Source organism: Streptomyces clavuligerus, from assembly GCF_005519465.1.
Classification (GTDB): Bacteria; Actinomycetota; Actinomycetes; order Streptomycetales; family Streptomycetaceae; genus Streptomyces; species Streptomyces clavuligerus.
Genome location: NZ_CP027858.1, coordinates 6,119,241 through 6,133,772, shown reverse-complemented (window position 1 = coordinate 6,133,772; position 14,532 = coordinate 6,119,241). Strand labels below are relative to the sequence as shown.

The window sequence follows — 14,532 nt, the reverse complement described above, 5'->3', positions numbered from 1 at the left end:
GGAGTACCCCATGTCTGTTCCCGCGTCCGTTCCCGCGTCCGTCCCGTCGGCCGGTCCCGCCGCCGCCCAGCACACCGAGCACAGTGTCGAGTCGCTGAGCGGCTGGCTCGCCGACCGGATCGCGCTGTACCTCAAGCGCTCGCCCGCCGAGATCGTCCCCTCGGTGCCGCTGGCCGAGTACGGGCTCGACTCGGTCGCCGCGCTCAGCCTGTGCGGAGACATCGAGGAGGACTTCGATCTCGTCCTGGAGCCCACCGTGGCCTGGGACTACCCCACCGTGGACGCCCTCGCCGGGCATCTGGTCGAGGAACTGCGGGCCCTCGCGCGTGATGCACGATGAGGCCGGTCGCCATCGTCGGACTGGACTGCCGTTTCCCGGGGGCGCCGGACGCCGGCGCCTACTGGGAGATGCTGATGCGCTCCGGTGAGGGGGTGGGCAAGGTCCCGGGACAGCGCTGGAGCGCCCGGGACTTCCACTCCGCCACCGGGGCGGAGGGCCACTCCAACACCACCGAGGGCGGGTTCATCTCCGACCCGGACGCCTTCGACAACGAGTTCTTCACGGTCTCGCCGCGCGAGGCGCAGGCGATGGACCCGCAGCAGCGGCTGCTGCTCCAGTGCGCCTGGCGGGCCGTGGAGGACTCCGGTATCGCCCCGGCGCGGCTGGCGGGCAGCTCCACTGGCGTCTTCGTCGGGATCATGGGCAACGAGTGGGCACAGCTCCATCTGACGGACTACGCACGGGTCACGGCCCAGGTGGGCTCCGGCAACGGCTACTGCATGACGGCCAACCGGATCTCTTACCACCTGGATCTGAAGGGGCCGAGTCTCGCCGTGGACACGGCCTGCTCGTCCTCGCTGGTCGCGGTGCATCTGGCGTGCAACTCGCTGCTGTCGGGCGAGTGCGACACGGCCATCGCGGGCGGGGTGAACGTCGCGCTCACCCCGGCACTGGGGATCTTCTACACCCAGGCGGGGCTGTCCGCGCCCGACGGCCGCTGCAAGCCGTTCAGCGCCGACGCCGACGGCATCGGCCGCGGCGAGGGCGTGGGCGCCGTGGTGCTGCGGCGGCTGGAGGACGCGCTCGCGGACGGCCAGCCGGTGTACGCGGTGATCCGCGGCACGGCCGTCAACCAGGACGGGCGGAGCAACGGCATCACCGCGCCCAACCGCTGGTCGCAGCAGGAGGTGCTGTCGGCGGCGTACCGGCGGGCCGGGGTCGAGCCCTCGGACGTGACGTTCATGGAGGCGCACGGCACCGGCACGGTGCTGGGCGACATGATCGAGGCGAAGGCGCTGGGCGGGCTGCACGCGACGCGTTCGGGGCGCCCGCTGGCGCTCGGCTCGGTCAAGGGCAGCATCGGGCACACCGAGGGCGCGGCGGGCATCGCCGGGCTGATCAAGGTGGCGCTGTCGCTGCACCACCGGGTGGTCCCGGCGAGCCGTTACGCGACGAAGGAGAACCCGGCGCTCAAGCTGGGCGCCCAGGGGCTGCGGCTGCTGAAGACCCCGCTGCGGCTCCAGAACCGGACCGTGGTCGGAGGGCTGAGCAGCTTCGGCATGGGCGGCACCAACGCCCACGCGGTGCTGGAGTCCGCCCCCGCGTACGCGGCGCGGCCCGGGGAGGCGGCGGAGGGCCCGGCCGCGGCGGCGGACGGCGGCCCGACGGGGGTGGGCGCCGGGGTGTTCACGCTGAGCGCGCCGAACCCGGCGGCGCTGCGGCGCAATCTGCTGGCGCAGGCGGACGCGGTCCGGCGGCGCCGGGTACCGGCGGGGCCGCTGTGCTGGAGCAGCAATCTCGTCAAGACGGGCCACCGCTTCCGGTTCGCGCTGCCCGCCGGGGACAGCGCGGAGCTGGCCGGTGCGCTGCGCCGGGCCGCGGGGGACGAGGACCTGCTGGCCCGGCTGACCGGCAACCCCGCCGGGAAGCCGCTGGTGGCGCTGTTGTTCACCGGCCAGGGTTCGCAGTATCCGGCGATGACGGCCCGGCTCTACCAGGAGTCGCCGCTGTACCGGCGGTTCCTGGACGAGGCGGACGCGGCGCTCGCGCCGCACACCCGGGACTCGGTCCGGGATCTGCTGCTGGCGGGGGACGCGGCCGTGCACGGCACCGGCCGGACCCAGCCCGCGCTGTTCGCCGTGGGCTACGCCCTGGCCTCCTGTCTGCGGGAGCTGGGGGTGCCCCCGGCGCTGCTGCTCGGGCACAGCGTCGGCGAGTACGCGGCGGCGGTGGTCGCCGAGGTCTTCCCGCTGGAGCAGGCCGCCCGGCTGGTCGCCGCGCGCGGCGCGCTGATGGAGGAGCTGCCCGGCGGCGGCGGGATGCTGGCGGTCCGCGCCGACGCGGCGGACCTGGCGGAGCTGGTGGACGGGGAGCCGCTCGTGGGCGTGGCCGCCGTCAACGGCCCGCGGGCGAGCGTGCTCTCGGGCGATCTGGCGGCGCTGGCGCGGATCGAGGAGGCGCTGCTGGAGCGGGGGGTGCGGGCCCGGCGGCTCGATGTGTCGCACGCGTTCCACTCGCCGCTGATGGAGCCGGTGCTGGAGCGGTTCGCGCGGATCGCGGAGGAGGCCGGGGGCGGGGTGCCCAAGCTGCCGGTGTACTCGACGGTACGGGGCCGGCTGCTGGAGGCCGAACCGATGGACGCCGCGTACTGGACCGAGCACATCAGCGCCCCGGTGCTGTTCGCGGACGCGGCGGCGGGGCTGCTGGAGGCCGGTCCGTCCCATCTGGTGGAGGTGGGGCCGCAGCCGGTGCTCACCCGGATGGCGCGCAAGCTCCGTCCCGCCGCCGGGACACAGGGCCACACGGTGGCCCTGGTGCCCGGGGCGGAGGCGGACGGCCGGGAGCTGGCACGGGCCGTGGCCGAGCTGTACCGCACCGGTCTCGACCCGCGCTGGGACGCGGTGTACGCGGAGGAGGACCGGCAGCGGCAGCGGCTCACGCCGTACGTGTTCTCCGACGCGCACCGGTTCTGGACCCGCGGGCCGATCCGGAAGTCCGCCGGGAGCGACGCGGTGGTGCTGCCGTCGGTGCCGCCGACGACGCAGCTCAGGACCGCGGAGCCGGGTGCGGGGACCGGGCCGGGCGAGGCGGTGGCGGTGCTGTCCCCGGCCCGTGAGCCCATCGGCGACCCGGTGGAGCGCGCGGTGGTCGAGGCGGTGGCGGAGGTCGGCGGCTACGCCGTGGACGAGGTCTCGCCGCTGTCGCTGCTCTACGAGGACCTGGGCTTCGACTCGGTGATGGTGATGGAGCTGAAGGACCGCATCCAGGACCGGCTGCCGGGGATGGAGGCGATCAGCGTGCAGGATCTGCTGCCGCAGCTCTCGTCGGTCGGCGATCTCATCGGCTATCTCCGCGGCCGGACGGGTTCCGCCGTCGCCTGAGCGCCGCCCGGCCCCGCCGCCGGGCCGGGTGTCCGCCTCCTCCCCCCCGGGGGGCGGCCCCGGCCCCCGCCCCGCCCCACCCGGCTCTCTGCCCGTACGAAAGGACCGCACGATGCAGTCACCCCAGTCCCCCGCCGGCACGGTGGCGTATCTCGCCGCCGTCGGCACGGCCCTGCCCGGCGACCCCGTCGACAACGCCAGGCTGGCCAAGACGCTCGGCGTCAACGACGAGTGGATCGACGTGTTCATCGGGACGAGGACCCGGCACTTCGCCCGGGACCTGGAGAGCGGCGAGGTGCGCTGGTCGCTCGCCGACATCTGCGCCCAGGCCGGTGAGCGGGCGCTCGCCGCGTCCGGGGTGGCGCCCGAGGAGATCGAGTTCGTGGTCATGGGCACCGCGACCCCGGACCATCTGATGCCCGCCACCGTCAACACGGTCGCCGATCTGCTCGGGCTCGACCAACTGCCGACCTATCAGCTCCAGTCGGGCTGCGCGGGCGCGGTCCAGGCCCTGGATCTCGGCCGCACCCTGATCACGGGCGGCGGCTACCGCGCGGGCCTGGTGATCGGCGGCGATGTGTGCAGCAAGCACCTGGACCTCGACCGGGATCTGTCCGGCGCCGCCCCCAGCGACCTCGTCAACTACGTCCTGTTCGGGGACGGCGCGGGCGCCGCGGTCCTCACCTCCGAGCCGCGCGGCCACGCGGTCGCCGTCCGCCGGGTCCTCAACCGTTTCACCGGTCTGGGCCGGGAGCCCGGCCAGGTCATCGACTGGTTCGGCCTGGCCGACCGGCACGAGGACCGGCAGGCGATCAGGGAGGACTACAAGGCGATCGAGGAGTCCGTCCCGGTGATCGCCGAGGAGATCCTCTGGGAGCTGCTGGAGGAGCTGGAGTGGTCGGCGGAGGATGTGGATTTCCTGCTTCCGCCGCAGCTTTCCGGTCATATGACCCGGCGGATCACCCAGCAGTTGAACCTTCCGGGCTCCGTGGAGGTGTCCTGCGTGGCCGACACCGGAAACAATGGAAATGCCCTTCCTTTCCTTCAACTGGACGCTCTTCTCAGCAAAATGACGCAGGGACAGAGAGCGCTTGCCGTCGCCGTCGAGTCCAGCAAATGGATCAAATCCGGTTTCGCACTGGAGAAAAGCTGACGGCCCACGGCCCCGTCGTACACCGTGGCACTGGACACGTCCCACCGCCCGTCGTGGGGGCAGGCCCCAAGGCCCCTCATCCGCACCGCAGTTCACCATTGGCTCCGCGCCCGGGAAGGCATCACCGATGCAGACCATCGACGACTTCGTCCGCCTCGTCAGGGACGAGCTGGGCATGCCCCTTCAGGACCACGAGGTCGAGGCCGATCTCGACCAGCTCCCCGAGTGGGACTCGCTGTATCTGCTGAAGCTGGTCACCGTTCTGGAGCAGACCACCGGACGGCAGCTCCCGATCGGACGGCTGCTGGAGGCCCGCAGCCTCCAGGAGATCTATCAGCTGGCGGTACGGGCATGACGGGGTCCGCCGGGCCCGGCCGGGGCCCGGCGCGCACGCGCTCCGAGCGACGCCGCCGCCATACGCTCTACTTCCTGGAGCACGCGGCGCGACAGCGGCCCGTGCATCTCGACACGGACATCGACATGACCCGCGTCGAGGCGCACCGGGCCGCCGCCCGTGCGGCGGGGCGGCGCTCGTCGGTGGTGGCGTATGTGCTGTACGCGGCGGGCCGGGTGCTGCACCGGCACCCGGAGGCCAACGCCGCCCTGGACCCGGGCCGCCTGCTCGGGCTGCGCGGGCCGCGCACCGTCCGCTTCGACGGGGTGACCGCGAAGCTGGCCCTCGACCGCACGGTCGACGGGGAGCGCACGGTGCTCTCGGCGCTGCTCCCGGGTCTGGAGAGCGCCGGTCTCGACGAGATCCAGCGGCGGATCGAGCGCTACCGGGGCCCGGACACCGCCGGGCTGCCGGAGTTCCGGGGGGTGCGGCTGCTCGGCCGCCTCCCGGTGCCGCTGGGCCGGCTCGCCTTCGCCGCCGCGCTGCGCGATCCGCGCCGCAGGCCCGCCGTCCTCGGCACGGTCTCGGTGAGTTCGCTCGGCCACCGGCCGGTCGACGGCTTCCACTCCAGCGGCGGCACCGCCGTCACCCTGTGCGCGGGCCGGGTGGCCGAGCGGCCCGTGGCCCGGGACGGACGGCTCACGATCGCCCCCGTGATGCGGCTCGGACTCACCTTCGACCACCGGATCATCGACGGCGCGGCGGCGGCGGATGTGCTCGGCGACCTCAAGACCACCTTGGAGGAGTTCGATGACGGCGCGGAGGGGGACGGCTTCCAGACCCTCGTTCGGGGAGCCGGTCAAGATCTCCGGACGTGACGGCGCCTGGGACCGGGTGCGCGCCGACCTGGAGCAGCACTCGGTCGCGGTCCTGCACGCCCGGCTCGCCGACTGGCAGCCCGACCAGACCGGCGGGCCCCGGCTGCGGGCGCTGCTGGGGCGGGACTGGGAACGCTATCTGGAGATGACGCACCCGGATGTGCGGACGCGGTTCGCCGCGTCACGGGTGCTGCTGAAGTTCGCCGCCGCGGTGGCGCTCCGGGTGCCGCCCCAGGTCATCGAGTTGGGGTACGGGCCCACGGGCCGCCCCTATCTGCGCGGTTGCGACGCCGTCGACATCAGCCTCAGCCACACCGAGGATCTGCTGCTGATCGGGCTGACCACGCGCGGGCTGATCGGGGTGGACGCGGAACGGGCGGACCGCCCGCTGTACACCCGCGGTCTGCACCGTCATGTGTGTACACCCCATGAACTGGGGGCGCTGTCCCGGCTGGCGCCCGAGGAGCGCGGTCCCGCGCTGGTCCGGCTGTGGACGCTCAAGGAGGCGTACAGCAAGGCGATCGGGCAGGGGCTGCGCTTCCGTTTCACGGACTTCGGCTTCGGGCCCGACGGCCGTCTCGACCGGGTGCTGACGCCCGACGGGGCGCCCGGCACCGGGGTGGAGTGGGAGTTCCGCACCTTCTCGGTGGACGGCGGCTACGCCGTCAGCGTCGCGGTGAGCGACACCGGTCTCGGCGGGGTCGAGGACACGGCCGCCGGGACCATGCTCGATCCCCATGTGGTGGCGCTGCTGACCGAGACCCTGGCGGAGGAACCTCCGGACACGGCGGACTCCCCGGCGGGAGCGGGCGGACCGGATCTCCCGGGGTCGTGGGGCCCGCCCGGGGCCTGGGACCCGCCATCGGCACCGGGGCCGGTACGGCCGTCGGCACCGCCGGTGCCGGTGGGGTCGCGGGCCGCCGCGGAGGCCGCCCCGGTCCCGATGGCTCCCGCGGCGCCGGTGGGCACCGCGGGTGAACGGGGCGGCTGGGCGCGGGACGCGTTCGCGGTCTGAGGCACGGGCACCCGGCGCGGCCCGGTGCGGCACAGGAGGAACCGTCAGGCAGGGTCCGCGAGGGCCGTCCGGCGGCGGCCGGGGCACCGGCCGGCAGAAGGGCGCCGTGACCCAAGGGGGGTGCTGTCCCTTGGGTCACGGCGCCCTTCGGGCTGCCCGCGTACGGACTCCGCTCCGGCGGGCGCCAAGCGTGCCTTAAGGGACGTCCGCCACCGTGGTGTCCAGGGCGGGCGCTCCGCCGGGGCACATTCCCCCACCCCGGCAGACGGCGCCCGCCCACACTCCCGCGGACCGATGGCTCCCCGCGTCCGTCCGCACGGCGCGGCCCGAGCGCGGCCCCCGCGCATCCGCGTTCCGCATCCGCATCGACATCCGTATCCGCGTTCGTATCCGCGTTTCGCCCGCCCGGGACGGCCCCGGGCCGAGTCACCTGGCACGGGCCCTCGGTGGTGAGGGAGACGGAGGAAGTCATGGACCATCTCGACGAGCTGAAGGAGTTCGCCCGGCTGCACGCCCGCGGCCAGGGCATCACCGAACGCCAGGTGGCGGCGGTCCTGCCCCGGATCACCAACGACGAGCCGGGTCACCCCGCCTCCTGGGCCCGCGTCTGGACGGCCGAGGCCGACCGGCTGGCCACGGCGGGCCGTCCGCTCGACGCCTGCCGCCGCTACGCGCTGGCCCGTTTCCCCCACCACGGCGACGAGGTCCGGGCCAGGGCCCAGGCCAACTGCGTACGGACCTTCGACGACTGGCGCCGCCGCCGGGGCATCGGACGGCTGCTCCTCGACCACCCGGACGGCGTCGTCGTCTGCTGGACGGCCGGACTCGACGTCCGCCGCCGCAGACCGCTGGTCGTCGTCTCGGGCGGCATCGTCAGCGTGAAGGAGCAGTGGGCCCCGCTGCTGCCGAAGCTGGCCCGGCTCGGCTACGCGGCCGTCGCGACCGAGATGCCCGGCGTCGGCGAGAACACCCTGCGCTACGGGCCCGACTCCTGGCGGCTGCTGCCGTTTCTGCTGAACCGGCTGGAGCGGCGGGCCGACGTCCGCCGCACCAGCGTCCTCGGGCTCAGCTTCAGCGGCCACATGGCGCTGCGGGCGGCGGCGGACGACCCCCGTATCCGCGGGGTCCACACCGTCGGGGCGCCGGTCGCGGGGTTCTTCACCGACCCGCTGTGGTGGCCCCGGGTCCCCGGCATCACCGTGGAGACGCTGCGCAGGCTCACCGGGTCGGCGGACGAGGAGGCGCTGCGGCTGCTGCTCCGGCGCTTTCCGCTCGGCCCCGACACCCTGGGCGCGGTGCGCGTCCCCGTCGGATATGTCGTCAGCTCCCGGGACGAGATCATCCCGGCGGGCGACCCGCGGCTGCTGGCGGCGGCGCTCCCCCGGGCCCGGTTCAAGGAGTTCGACGACGTCCACGGCTCCCCCGCGCATCTCACGGCGGTACGGGCCTGGCTGGTCCGCTCGCTGCTGCGGACGCGGTTCGCCGCCGCGGCGGAGCCGGGCCCGGTGCGGCCCGTCGCGGTACGGGCGGTGGAGTCCGCGGTGGCGGTGCCCGCGAACGGTTCGCCCGACGGGCCGCTGCCGCCGGTCTGACCGATCGGCCCGGCCACCGCTCCGCCCCACCGCTCTCCGGGCCGCTCGCGGCCCGTCCACGGCCCGTGAGGGCCGGCGGCGCCCGTCCGGGCGCACCCCTGCACAGCGACCGAGAGGCGGTTGCCATGTCCCCTACGACCACTCGTCCCCGCGCCCGGCTCCGTGCCGGGGCGCACGGCACCGTCCTTCCCTGGCGCTCCCTCGCGTCGCTGGGCATCGACCCCGGGGTCCTCTCCGTCCCGGCCGCCGGTCCGCCGGAGGCCGCCGATTCCGTTTCCGTTTCCGTTTCCGTTTCTGATTCCGGCTCCGGGGGCGTCCCGGCGGGCTCCGGTGCGGACCCCGGCCCCGCAGCGCACGTTCCGGACCCGCACCGCACCGACGACCCGGACCGCCAGGAGGTCTGATCCGTGACCGGCACCAGCAGCGGCGGCCGAGCCCGGCCGCCCCGGCCCCGGCCCCGCGCGGTGGGCGGGAACGAGGTCCGGCTGCGCAGCCGTGAGCTGCACGGCTACCGCCAGGCGTACCGGATGGCGGGCAGGGGCGACGCGGTCGTCCTCATCCACGGCATCGGGGACTCGTCGTCCACCTGGGCCGAGGTCATGCCCTCGCTGGCCGGGAGGTACCGGGTCATCGCCCCGGACCTCCAGGGCCACGGGGCGTCCGCGAAGCCCCGGGGCGACTACTCGCCGGGCGCGTACGCGAACGGGATACGGGATCTGCTGAGCGCCCTCGGGGTGGAGCGGGCGACCCTCGTGGGGCACTCGCTCGGCGGGGCGGTCGCCGCGCAGTTCGCGTATCAGTTCCCCGAACGCACCGAGCGTCTGGTGCTGGTGGCCAGCGGGGGCATCGGGCGTCAGCTCACCCCGCTGCTGCGGGCGGCGACACTGCCGGGGGCCGGTCTGGTGCTGGCGGCGCTGCGGCTGCCGACCGTGCGCTGGCAGTTGGAGCAGTATCTGCGGCTGCTGCGGGCCTTCGACACGGACCTCGGGGTCGACGCGACGGATCTGATGCGCGCGATCGACGCCCTGCCGGACGCGGGCTCCCGCAGCGCCTTCGTCCGCACCCTGCGCGCCGGTGTGGACTGGCGGGGGCAGGTCGCGACGCTGCTGGACCGCAGCTATCTGACCCAGGGCATGCCGACGATGATCGTCTGGGGCGGCCGGGACGTGGTGATCCCGGCGGTGCACGCGTCGCTGGGGCATGTGTCCATGCCGGGGAGCAGGCTGGAGATGTTCACGGAGGCCGGGCACTTCCCGTTCCGGACCGACCCCGAACGATTCCTCTCCGTGCTGCACGACTTCATCAGCACCACCGAGCCCGCCCCGTTCAGCGCGGAGGAGTGGCGCAGACTGCTCCGCAACCGCCGCCCCCGGCCCCGCCGACCGGCCCCGCCGCCCCGGCCCCGGGCCGCGGGCTGACCCTGCCGAACCTCGCCCGGCCCGGCCCGCGCCCCCGCGTGGGGGGAGACCGCCGGGCCGGGACCGGCCACCCAGCGGGAACGCCCGCGAACAACCAGTGGCACGGCCAGGCACCCAGAACGGCCCACGGCGACCCGCCTCCACACCGAACACGCCCGGCCCACGCGCACATCCGTCCCACGGGACGAACCAGCCGCCCACCGATCCGGACCGCGCCCGGCTCGTCGGAAGAGACCCGCCGGGACAGGACCAGCCACCCAGCGGGAACGCCCGGAAGAACCGGCCCCCGGAGGACCGGTGACACGGCCAGGCACCCGGAACACCCCACGGCGACCCGCCTCCACACCGAACACACCGGGCCCACGCCCGCGTTCGCCCCACGGGACGAACCAGCGGTATCGGCCCCCAACACCGCAGGCCGCCCTACGACCCCGCCCGGCCCGACCCCCGCCGGGTCCGGGCCTCCGGGCTGTCCAGGACGCTCCCCCGTGCCGGGGACGATCCGCGCGGACGGGACGGGCCGCCCCGCGAACGGCTCCTACCGGCCACCGGACCAGGCTCGTGGAGGTCCGCCCCGACGCCGGTCCAGACCAAGCTCCCGCCCGTCAGGGGAGATCCGCCGGGACGGGACCCCGCACAGCGGGAACAACCGGAGCAGCCGCCGCGTACGACGAGTGGCGCGCCCAGGCACCCGGAACGGCCCACGGCGGCCCGCCTCCGCACCGCCTGCACCGGGCTCGCGCCCAGGTCCGCCCCGGGACGAACCAGCCGTATCGTCCCCCAGCACCGCGGGCTGACCCAGCGTCCGCCGGGCCGGGCCACGCCCGCACGGCAGGGAAGACCCGCCGGGACGGGACCGGTCACCCAGCGGGAACGACCACAAGAGCCACCCGCGGACAACCGGCTGCGCGACCCGCCTCCGCACCGAACACACCGGGCCCACGCCCGCGTTCGCCCCACGGGACGAACCGACGGTATCGGCCCTCGACGCCGCAGGCTGACCCGGCCACCCGCCCATCCGGACCACCGGACCGCTCCCCACGCGTCGGGGAAGATCCCCGCGAACCGGCCCCGCGCCGCGGGCTGGCCTCCACGGCCCCGCGCGTCGGGGAAGACCCGGCCGGGACAGGACCGGCCGCCCAGCGGGAACGACCGCAAGAGCCACCCGCGGACAACCGGTGGCACGGCCGGGCACCCGGAACAGCGCACGGCGACCCGCCTCCGCACCGGAGTGGAGCGGGCCCACGCCCGCGTTCGCCCGTCCCCCGCGCCGCGGGTGGCGGCCCGTCAGGCGAAGTCCGCGTAGGCCAGGTGGGTCGCGCAGTGGCGGCAGCGGAAGAGGTAGGCCGTCGGGTCGCCGTCGCGGTGGAGGCTTGCGAGGTGGTGCTCCACCTGGTCGTCCGGCCAGCCCCAGGCGTCGGCCTGGGCACGCAGGAGCCGCAGGGCGTCGGGGAAGGCGGCCAGTTCGGCGGCGCCCGCCGCGCCGAGGAAGGCCGCCGCGTCGCCGCAGTGGGCGTACCAGACGGTCTGCTGCCAGGCGGTGAAGGACGGGGTCCGGGTGTCCACGGCGAGCAGGACGTCGAACGGGATCTCGTCGCCGAGGACTTCTCCGCTCGTGAAGTGGGCCTCGTACGCCGCCGCGGCGCTGCCGTCCGCGACGCACCACGGGCACAGCCGTCCGCTCAGGCCGGGCGTCCCTGCGTACACCGGGCCGGCGTACACATGGCCGCGCGCGCGTCCGCAGTGGGCGCAGACGGCGTCGGAGGGTACGACCGCGCCGGTGGCGACGGGGTCGGGGTGGTACGGGAAGGGGGGCAGCGGTTCGGACATGTCGGCCACTGTAGGTATCAGCACTGACAAAGGCCGATGACCTGCCGGTGGTCCCGGGCCGCCGGAGTGTGTCCGGCGGCCCGGGGCACGGTCAGCCCGCCAGCGCGGGCGCGGGTCCCGGGAGCGGGCGGGCCGCCGGGGGCGGCGGGCCGATCAGCCACATCCCGGGGCGGACCTCGACCGCCTGGGCCGGCGGACGCCGTACGGACGGCGCCGCCACCCGGGCCTCCGTACGGCGGGTGTACTCCGCCCAGCGGCGGTCCCCCAGCCGCTCCGCCGCCCGGCGGCACTGGGCGAGCTGGCCGATCGCGGTCTCCCTCCGGCCGAGCCGCAGATTGACGAGAGCGAGGCCGTTGAGCGCGGCGACGCCGCCCCAGAGGTCCCGCCCGGCGGTGCACAGCGCGAGTGCCCGGCCGTAGCGGCGGGCGGCGGGCCCCAGCCGCCCCTGGCCGAGCAGGATGTCGGCCACCCCGATCCGGCAGCGGGCCGAGCCGATGCGGTCCTTGACCCGGTCGAAGCAGGCCTGCGCGGCCATGAAGTGGGCCAGCGCGCGACGGGCCTCGCGGCGCTGCCAGGCGAGGCCGCCCAGGGAGTGGCGCACCACCGCCTCCGCCGCCGTGTTCCGGGCGCGCAGCGAGGCGTCCAGCGCCAGCCGGTGGGTCTCCTCCCAGTCGTCCCAGGCGGCGCAGGCGTGGAAGTAGCCGGTGGCGCTGTCGGCGAGTTCCCACACCAGCGGCCAGAGCCCGGCCGCGTGGGCCTGGCGGACGGCCTCGACGAGTCCGGCGGCCTCGTCCTGGAACCATCTCAGGGTCCCCTCGCCGATGACCGTGGGCCCGTCGGGGCCGTCCCGCCGGTCCCCGTGGGTGCCGTCCGGCCCGGTGCGGGTGCGCCAGTCGCGGCCGGGGGCGAGCCGGGCGTCGGCGTAGCGGGCGAGGGTCAGATAGGCGCGGCAGAGCCGTTCCACGGCGCGGCGGGTGGTCTCGCCGTCGGGCTCCGTCGCCGACTCGGCCTCGCGCAGCTCCACGGCGAGCACCCGCAGCAGCGAGTGGAAGCCGTAGCGCTGGGTGCGGACCCCCGGCCGGGCCTCCAGGAGATGGGCGCGGACGAGTTCCTCGGTCAGTTCCTCGGCGACGCCCGCCCCGCTGCCGAGGAGGGCGGCGGCGGTCCATCCGGCGAAGTCCGGCGCGGGGGCGAGGGTCAGCATCCTGAACGCCCGCCGCTGTGCGGGACCGGCCTCCTGATAGCCGGTCAGCAGGGTGGAGCGGAGGTCGAGATCGCCCTCGCGGAGCACCCCGAGCCGGGTGCGCTCGTCGCGCAGCCGCTCCGCGAAGGCGTCGGCGGTGGTGTGCGGCCGTGCGGTCAGCGCCGCGGCGGCGACGCGCAGCGCCAGCGGGAGGTAGCCGCAGAGCCGGGCGATCTCCGCCGCGGCGGCGGTGTCGTCGGCGATCCGCTCCCCCGCCGCCGTCATCAGCAGTTCGACGGCCTCGTCGGGGCGTACGGCGTCGAGGACGAGGTGCTCGGCCCCGTCCAGCGCGGCGGGGGTGCGGCGGCCGGTGAGGATGACCGCGCTGCCCTCGGTGGGCGGCAGCAGTGGCCGGATCTGCTCCTCGCTCCCCACATCGTCGAGGACGAGCAGAATCCGACGGCCGTGGAGGGCCTGCCGAATCCGTTCGGCCAGTTCGGCCGGGTCTGTGGGGGTGGTGCCCCGGTCGCCGGAGTCATCGCCGGAGAGCCGGCGCAGGACCGCGGCCCCCACCTGGGCGGTGGTCAGCGGACGGCCGTGCGGTCCGCGCAACCGCACCAGGGCCCGGCCGTCGGGAAAGGATTCCGCCATGCGGTGGGCGAGCCGCAGCGCCAGTGCCGACTTCCCGGCCCCGGCGCGTCCGGAGACGGCGAGGACGCGGACGGGCGGCTGTCCGTTCCGGCCGCGCAGCACCCGTTCCCCATGGGCGAGTTCCTCGTGCCGCCCGACGAATCCGGGGGCTTCGGCGGGGAGCACCGGCGGGGTGGGGACCGGGCGGCGGGCCTCCTCGGGCGCGGGTGCGGACGGGCCGCGCCCGGGGCGGTCGGTGGCGGTGGTTCCGGCCGGGGGCCGCGGGGGCCGCCAGTCCAGGGCGGGGTCGCGGCGCAGGACGCGCTCGTGGAGCCGGGCGAGGCCGGGGCCGGGTTCGACCCCCAGCTCCTCGACGAGGGAGTGCCGGAGCCTGCCGTAGACCCGCAGGGCGTCGGAGCCCCGGCCGGTGCGGTAGAGGGCCACCATGAGATGCCCGTGCAGGGTCTCCCGCAGCGGATGCTCGTTGGCGAGGGCCAGCAGTTCCCCGGCGAGTTCCTGGTGGTGGCCGAGGCGGAGATCGGCGACGATCCGCTGTTCCAGGACCTCCATGCGCAGCTCGTCCAGGCGGATCGCGGCGGATTCGAGGCGCACGCCGTGCGGGATGCCGGAGAGCGCGGGGCCGGACCAGAGCGCCAGTGCCTCGTGCAGCAGCCGGGACGCCCGGGCGAAGTCGCGTTCCTGGTGGGCGGCGCGGCCGTCGTTCCGCAGCCGTTCGAAGCACGGCAGGTCGAACGCGTTCTCCTGGTCGGGGATCTGGAGCAGATACCCGGGCGCGCGGGTCAGCAGCAGCCCGCCGGCGGGTTCGGCGCCCTCGGGGGGTCTGTCGGCGCCGTGCTCGTCCTCGGCGAGGATCTTCCGTAGCTGGGAGACATAGACCTGGAGCGTGGTGGTGGCGGTGCGCGGCGGCTCGGTGCCCCAGAGTTCGTCGATGAGGCTGTGCGCGGGGACGACCTCACCGGCCCGGACCAGCAGGGTGGCGAGCAGTGCGCGGGGTTTGGCGGCGGACGGGGTGCGGGGAGACATGCTCACCGGCCCCAGTACCCGGAAGCGCATGGGCGGGCTCCTCTCGATGACGACGGGGAGTGGGGGGTGGGGTG

General features: G+C 75.3%; 11 protein-coding genes. 9 read left to right on the top strand and 2 right to left on the bottom strand.

Translation table 11 applies throughout. The features are described from left to right. Nucleotides 1-10: 10 nt before the first annotated feature. From CRV15_RS25930 to CRV15_RS25890, 9 genes are all read left to right on the top strand, one after another. Entirely contained in the window at nucleotides 11-340 is a 330-nt protein-coding gene (locus CRV15_RS25930) for an acyl carrier protein (protein ID WP_003955355.1), read from the top strand. After that, a complete protein-coding gene (locus tag CRV15_RS25925) occupies nucleotides 337-3,381 on the top strand; it encodes a type I polyketide synthase (RefSeq protein ID WP_003959528.1) in 3,045 nt (1,014 codons plus the stop codon). The genes CRV15_RS25930 and CRV15_RS25925 overlap by 4 nt, the downstream gene beginning before the upstream one ends. A 112-nt stretch (nucleotides 3,382-3,493) precedes the next feature. After that, the gene (locus CRV15_RS25920; protein ID WP_003959529.1) at nucleotides 3,494-4,534 is read left to right on the top strand and encodes a 3-oxoacyl-ACP synthase III family protein; all 1,041 of its coding nucleotides are present in this window, start codon (nucleotides 3,494-3,496) and stop codon (nucleotides 4,532-4,534) included. A 127-nt stretch (nucleotides 4,535-4,661) separates the two neighbouring features. Next, nucleotides 4,662-4,889, top strand: coding sequence for an acyl carrier protein (locus CRV15_RS25915; RefSeq protein WP_003959530.1), 228 nt, complete (start codon nucleotides 4,662-4,664; stop codon nucleotides 4,887-4,889). Further along, nucleotides 4,886-5,746 carry a 2-oxo acid dehydrogenase subunit E2 gene (locus tag CRV15_RS25910; protein WP_003959531.1) on the top strand — a complete coding sequence of 287 codons (861 nt, stop codon included), beginning with the start codon at nucleotides 4,886-4,888 and terminating at the stop codon, nucleotides 5,744-5,746. The genes CRV15_RS25915 and CRV15_RS25910 overlap by 4 nt, the downstream gene beginning before the upstream one ends. Beyond that, entirely contained in the window at nucleotides 5,679-6,761 is a 1,083-nt protein-coding gene (locus CRV15_RS25905; RefSeq protein WP_003959532.1) for a 4'-phosphopantetheinyl transferase superfamily protein, read from the top strand. The genes CRV15_RS25910 and CRV15_RS25905 overlap by 68 nt, the downstream gene beginning before the upstream one ends. A 470-nt stretch (nucleotides 6,762-7,231) precedes the next feature. Continuing rightward, a complete protein-coding gene (locus tag CRV15_RS25900; protein ID WP_003959534.1) occupies nucleotides 7,232-8,353 on the top strand; it encodes an alpha/beta hydrolase in 1,122 nt (373 codons plus the stop codon). 125 nt (nucleotides 8,354-8,478) lie between these two features. After that, nucleotides 8,479-8,757, top strand: coding sequence for a hypothetical protein (locus tag CRV15_RS25895; RefSeq protein ID WP_129555067.1), 279 nt, complete (start codon nucleotides 8,479-8,481; stop codon nucleotides 8,755-8,757). A 3-nt stretch (nucleotides 8,758-8,760) separates the two neighbouring features. Further along, nucleotides 8,761-9,771, top strand: coding sequence for an alpha/beta fold hydrolase (locus CRV15_RS25890; protein WP_003959535.1), 1,011 nt, complete (start codon nucleotides 8,761-8,763; stop codon nucleotides 9,769-9,771). 1,287 nt (nucleotides 9,772-11,058) lie between these two features. On the opposite strand, the gene CRV15_RS25885 is transcribed toward CRV15_RS25890, so the two are convergent. Both CRV15_RS25885 and CRV15_RS25880 read right to left on the bottom strand, forming a co-directional pair. After that, nucleotides 11,059-11,601, bottom strand: coding sequence for a CbrC family protein (locus tag CRV15_RS25885; RefSeq protein WP_044972311.1), 543 nt, complete (start codon nucleotides 11,599-11,601; stop codon nucleotides 11,059-11,061). A gap of 91 nt (nucleotides 11,602-11,692) precedes the next feature. Next, the gene (locus CRV15_RS25880; protein WP_003959537.1) at nucleotides 11,693-14,488 is read right to left on the bottom strand and encodes an AfsR/SARP family transcriptional regulator; all 2,796 of its coding nucleotides are present in this window, start codon (nucleotides 14,486-14,488) and stop codon (nucleotides 11,693-11,695) included. Nucleotides 14,489-14,532: the final 44 nt, after the last annotated feature.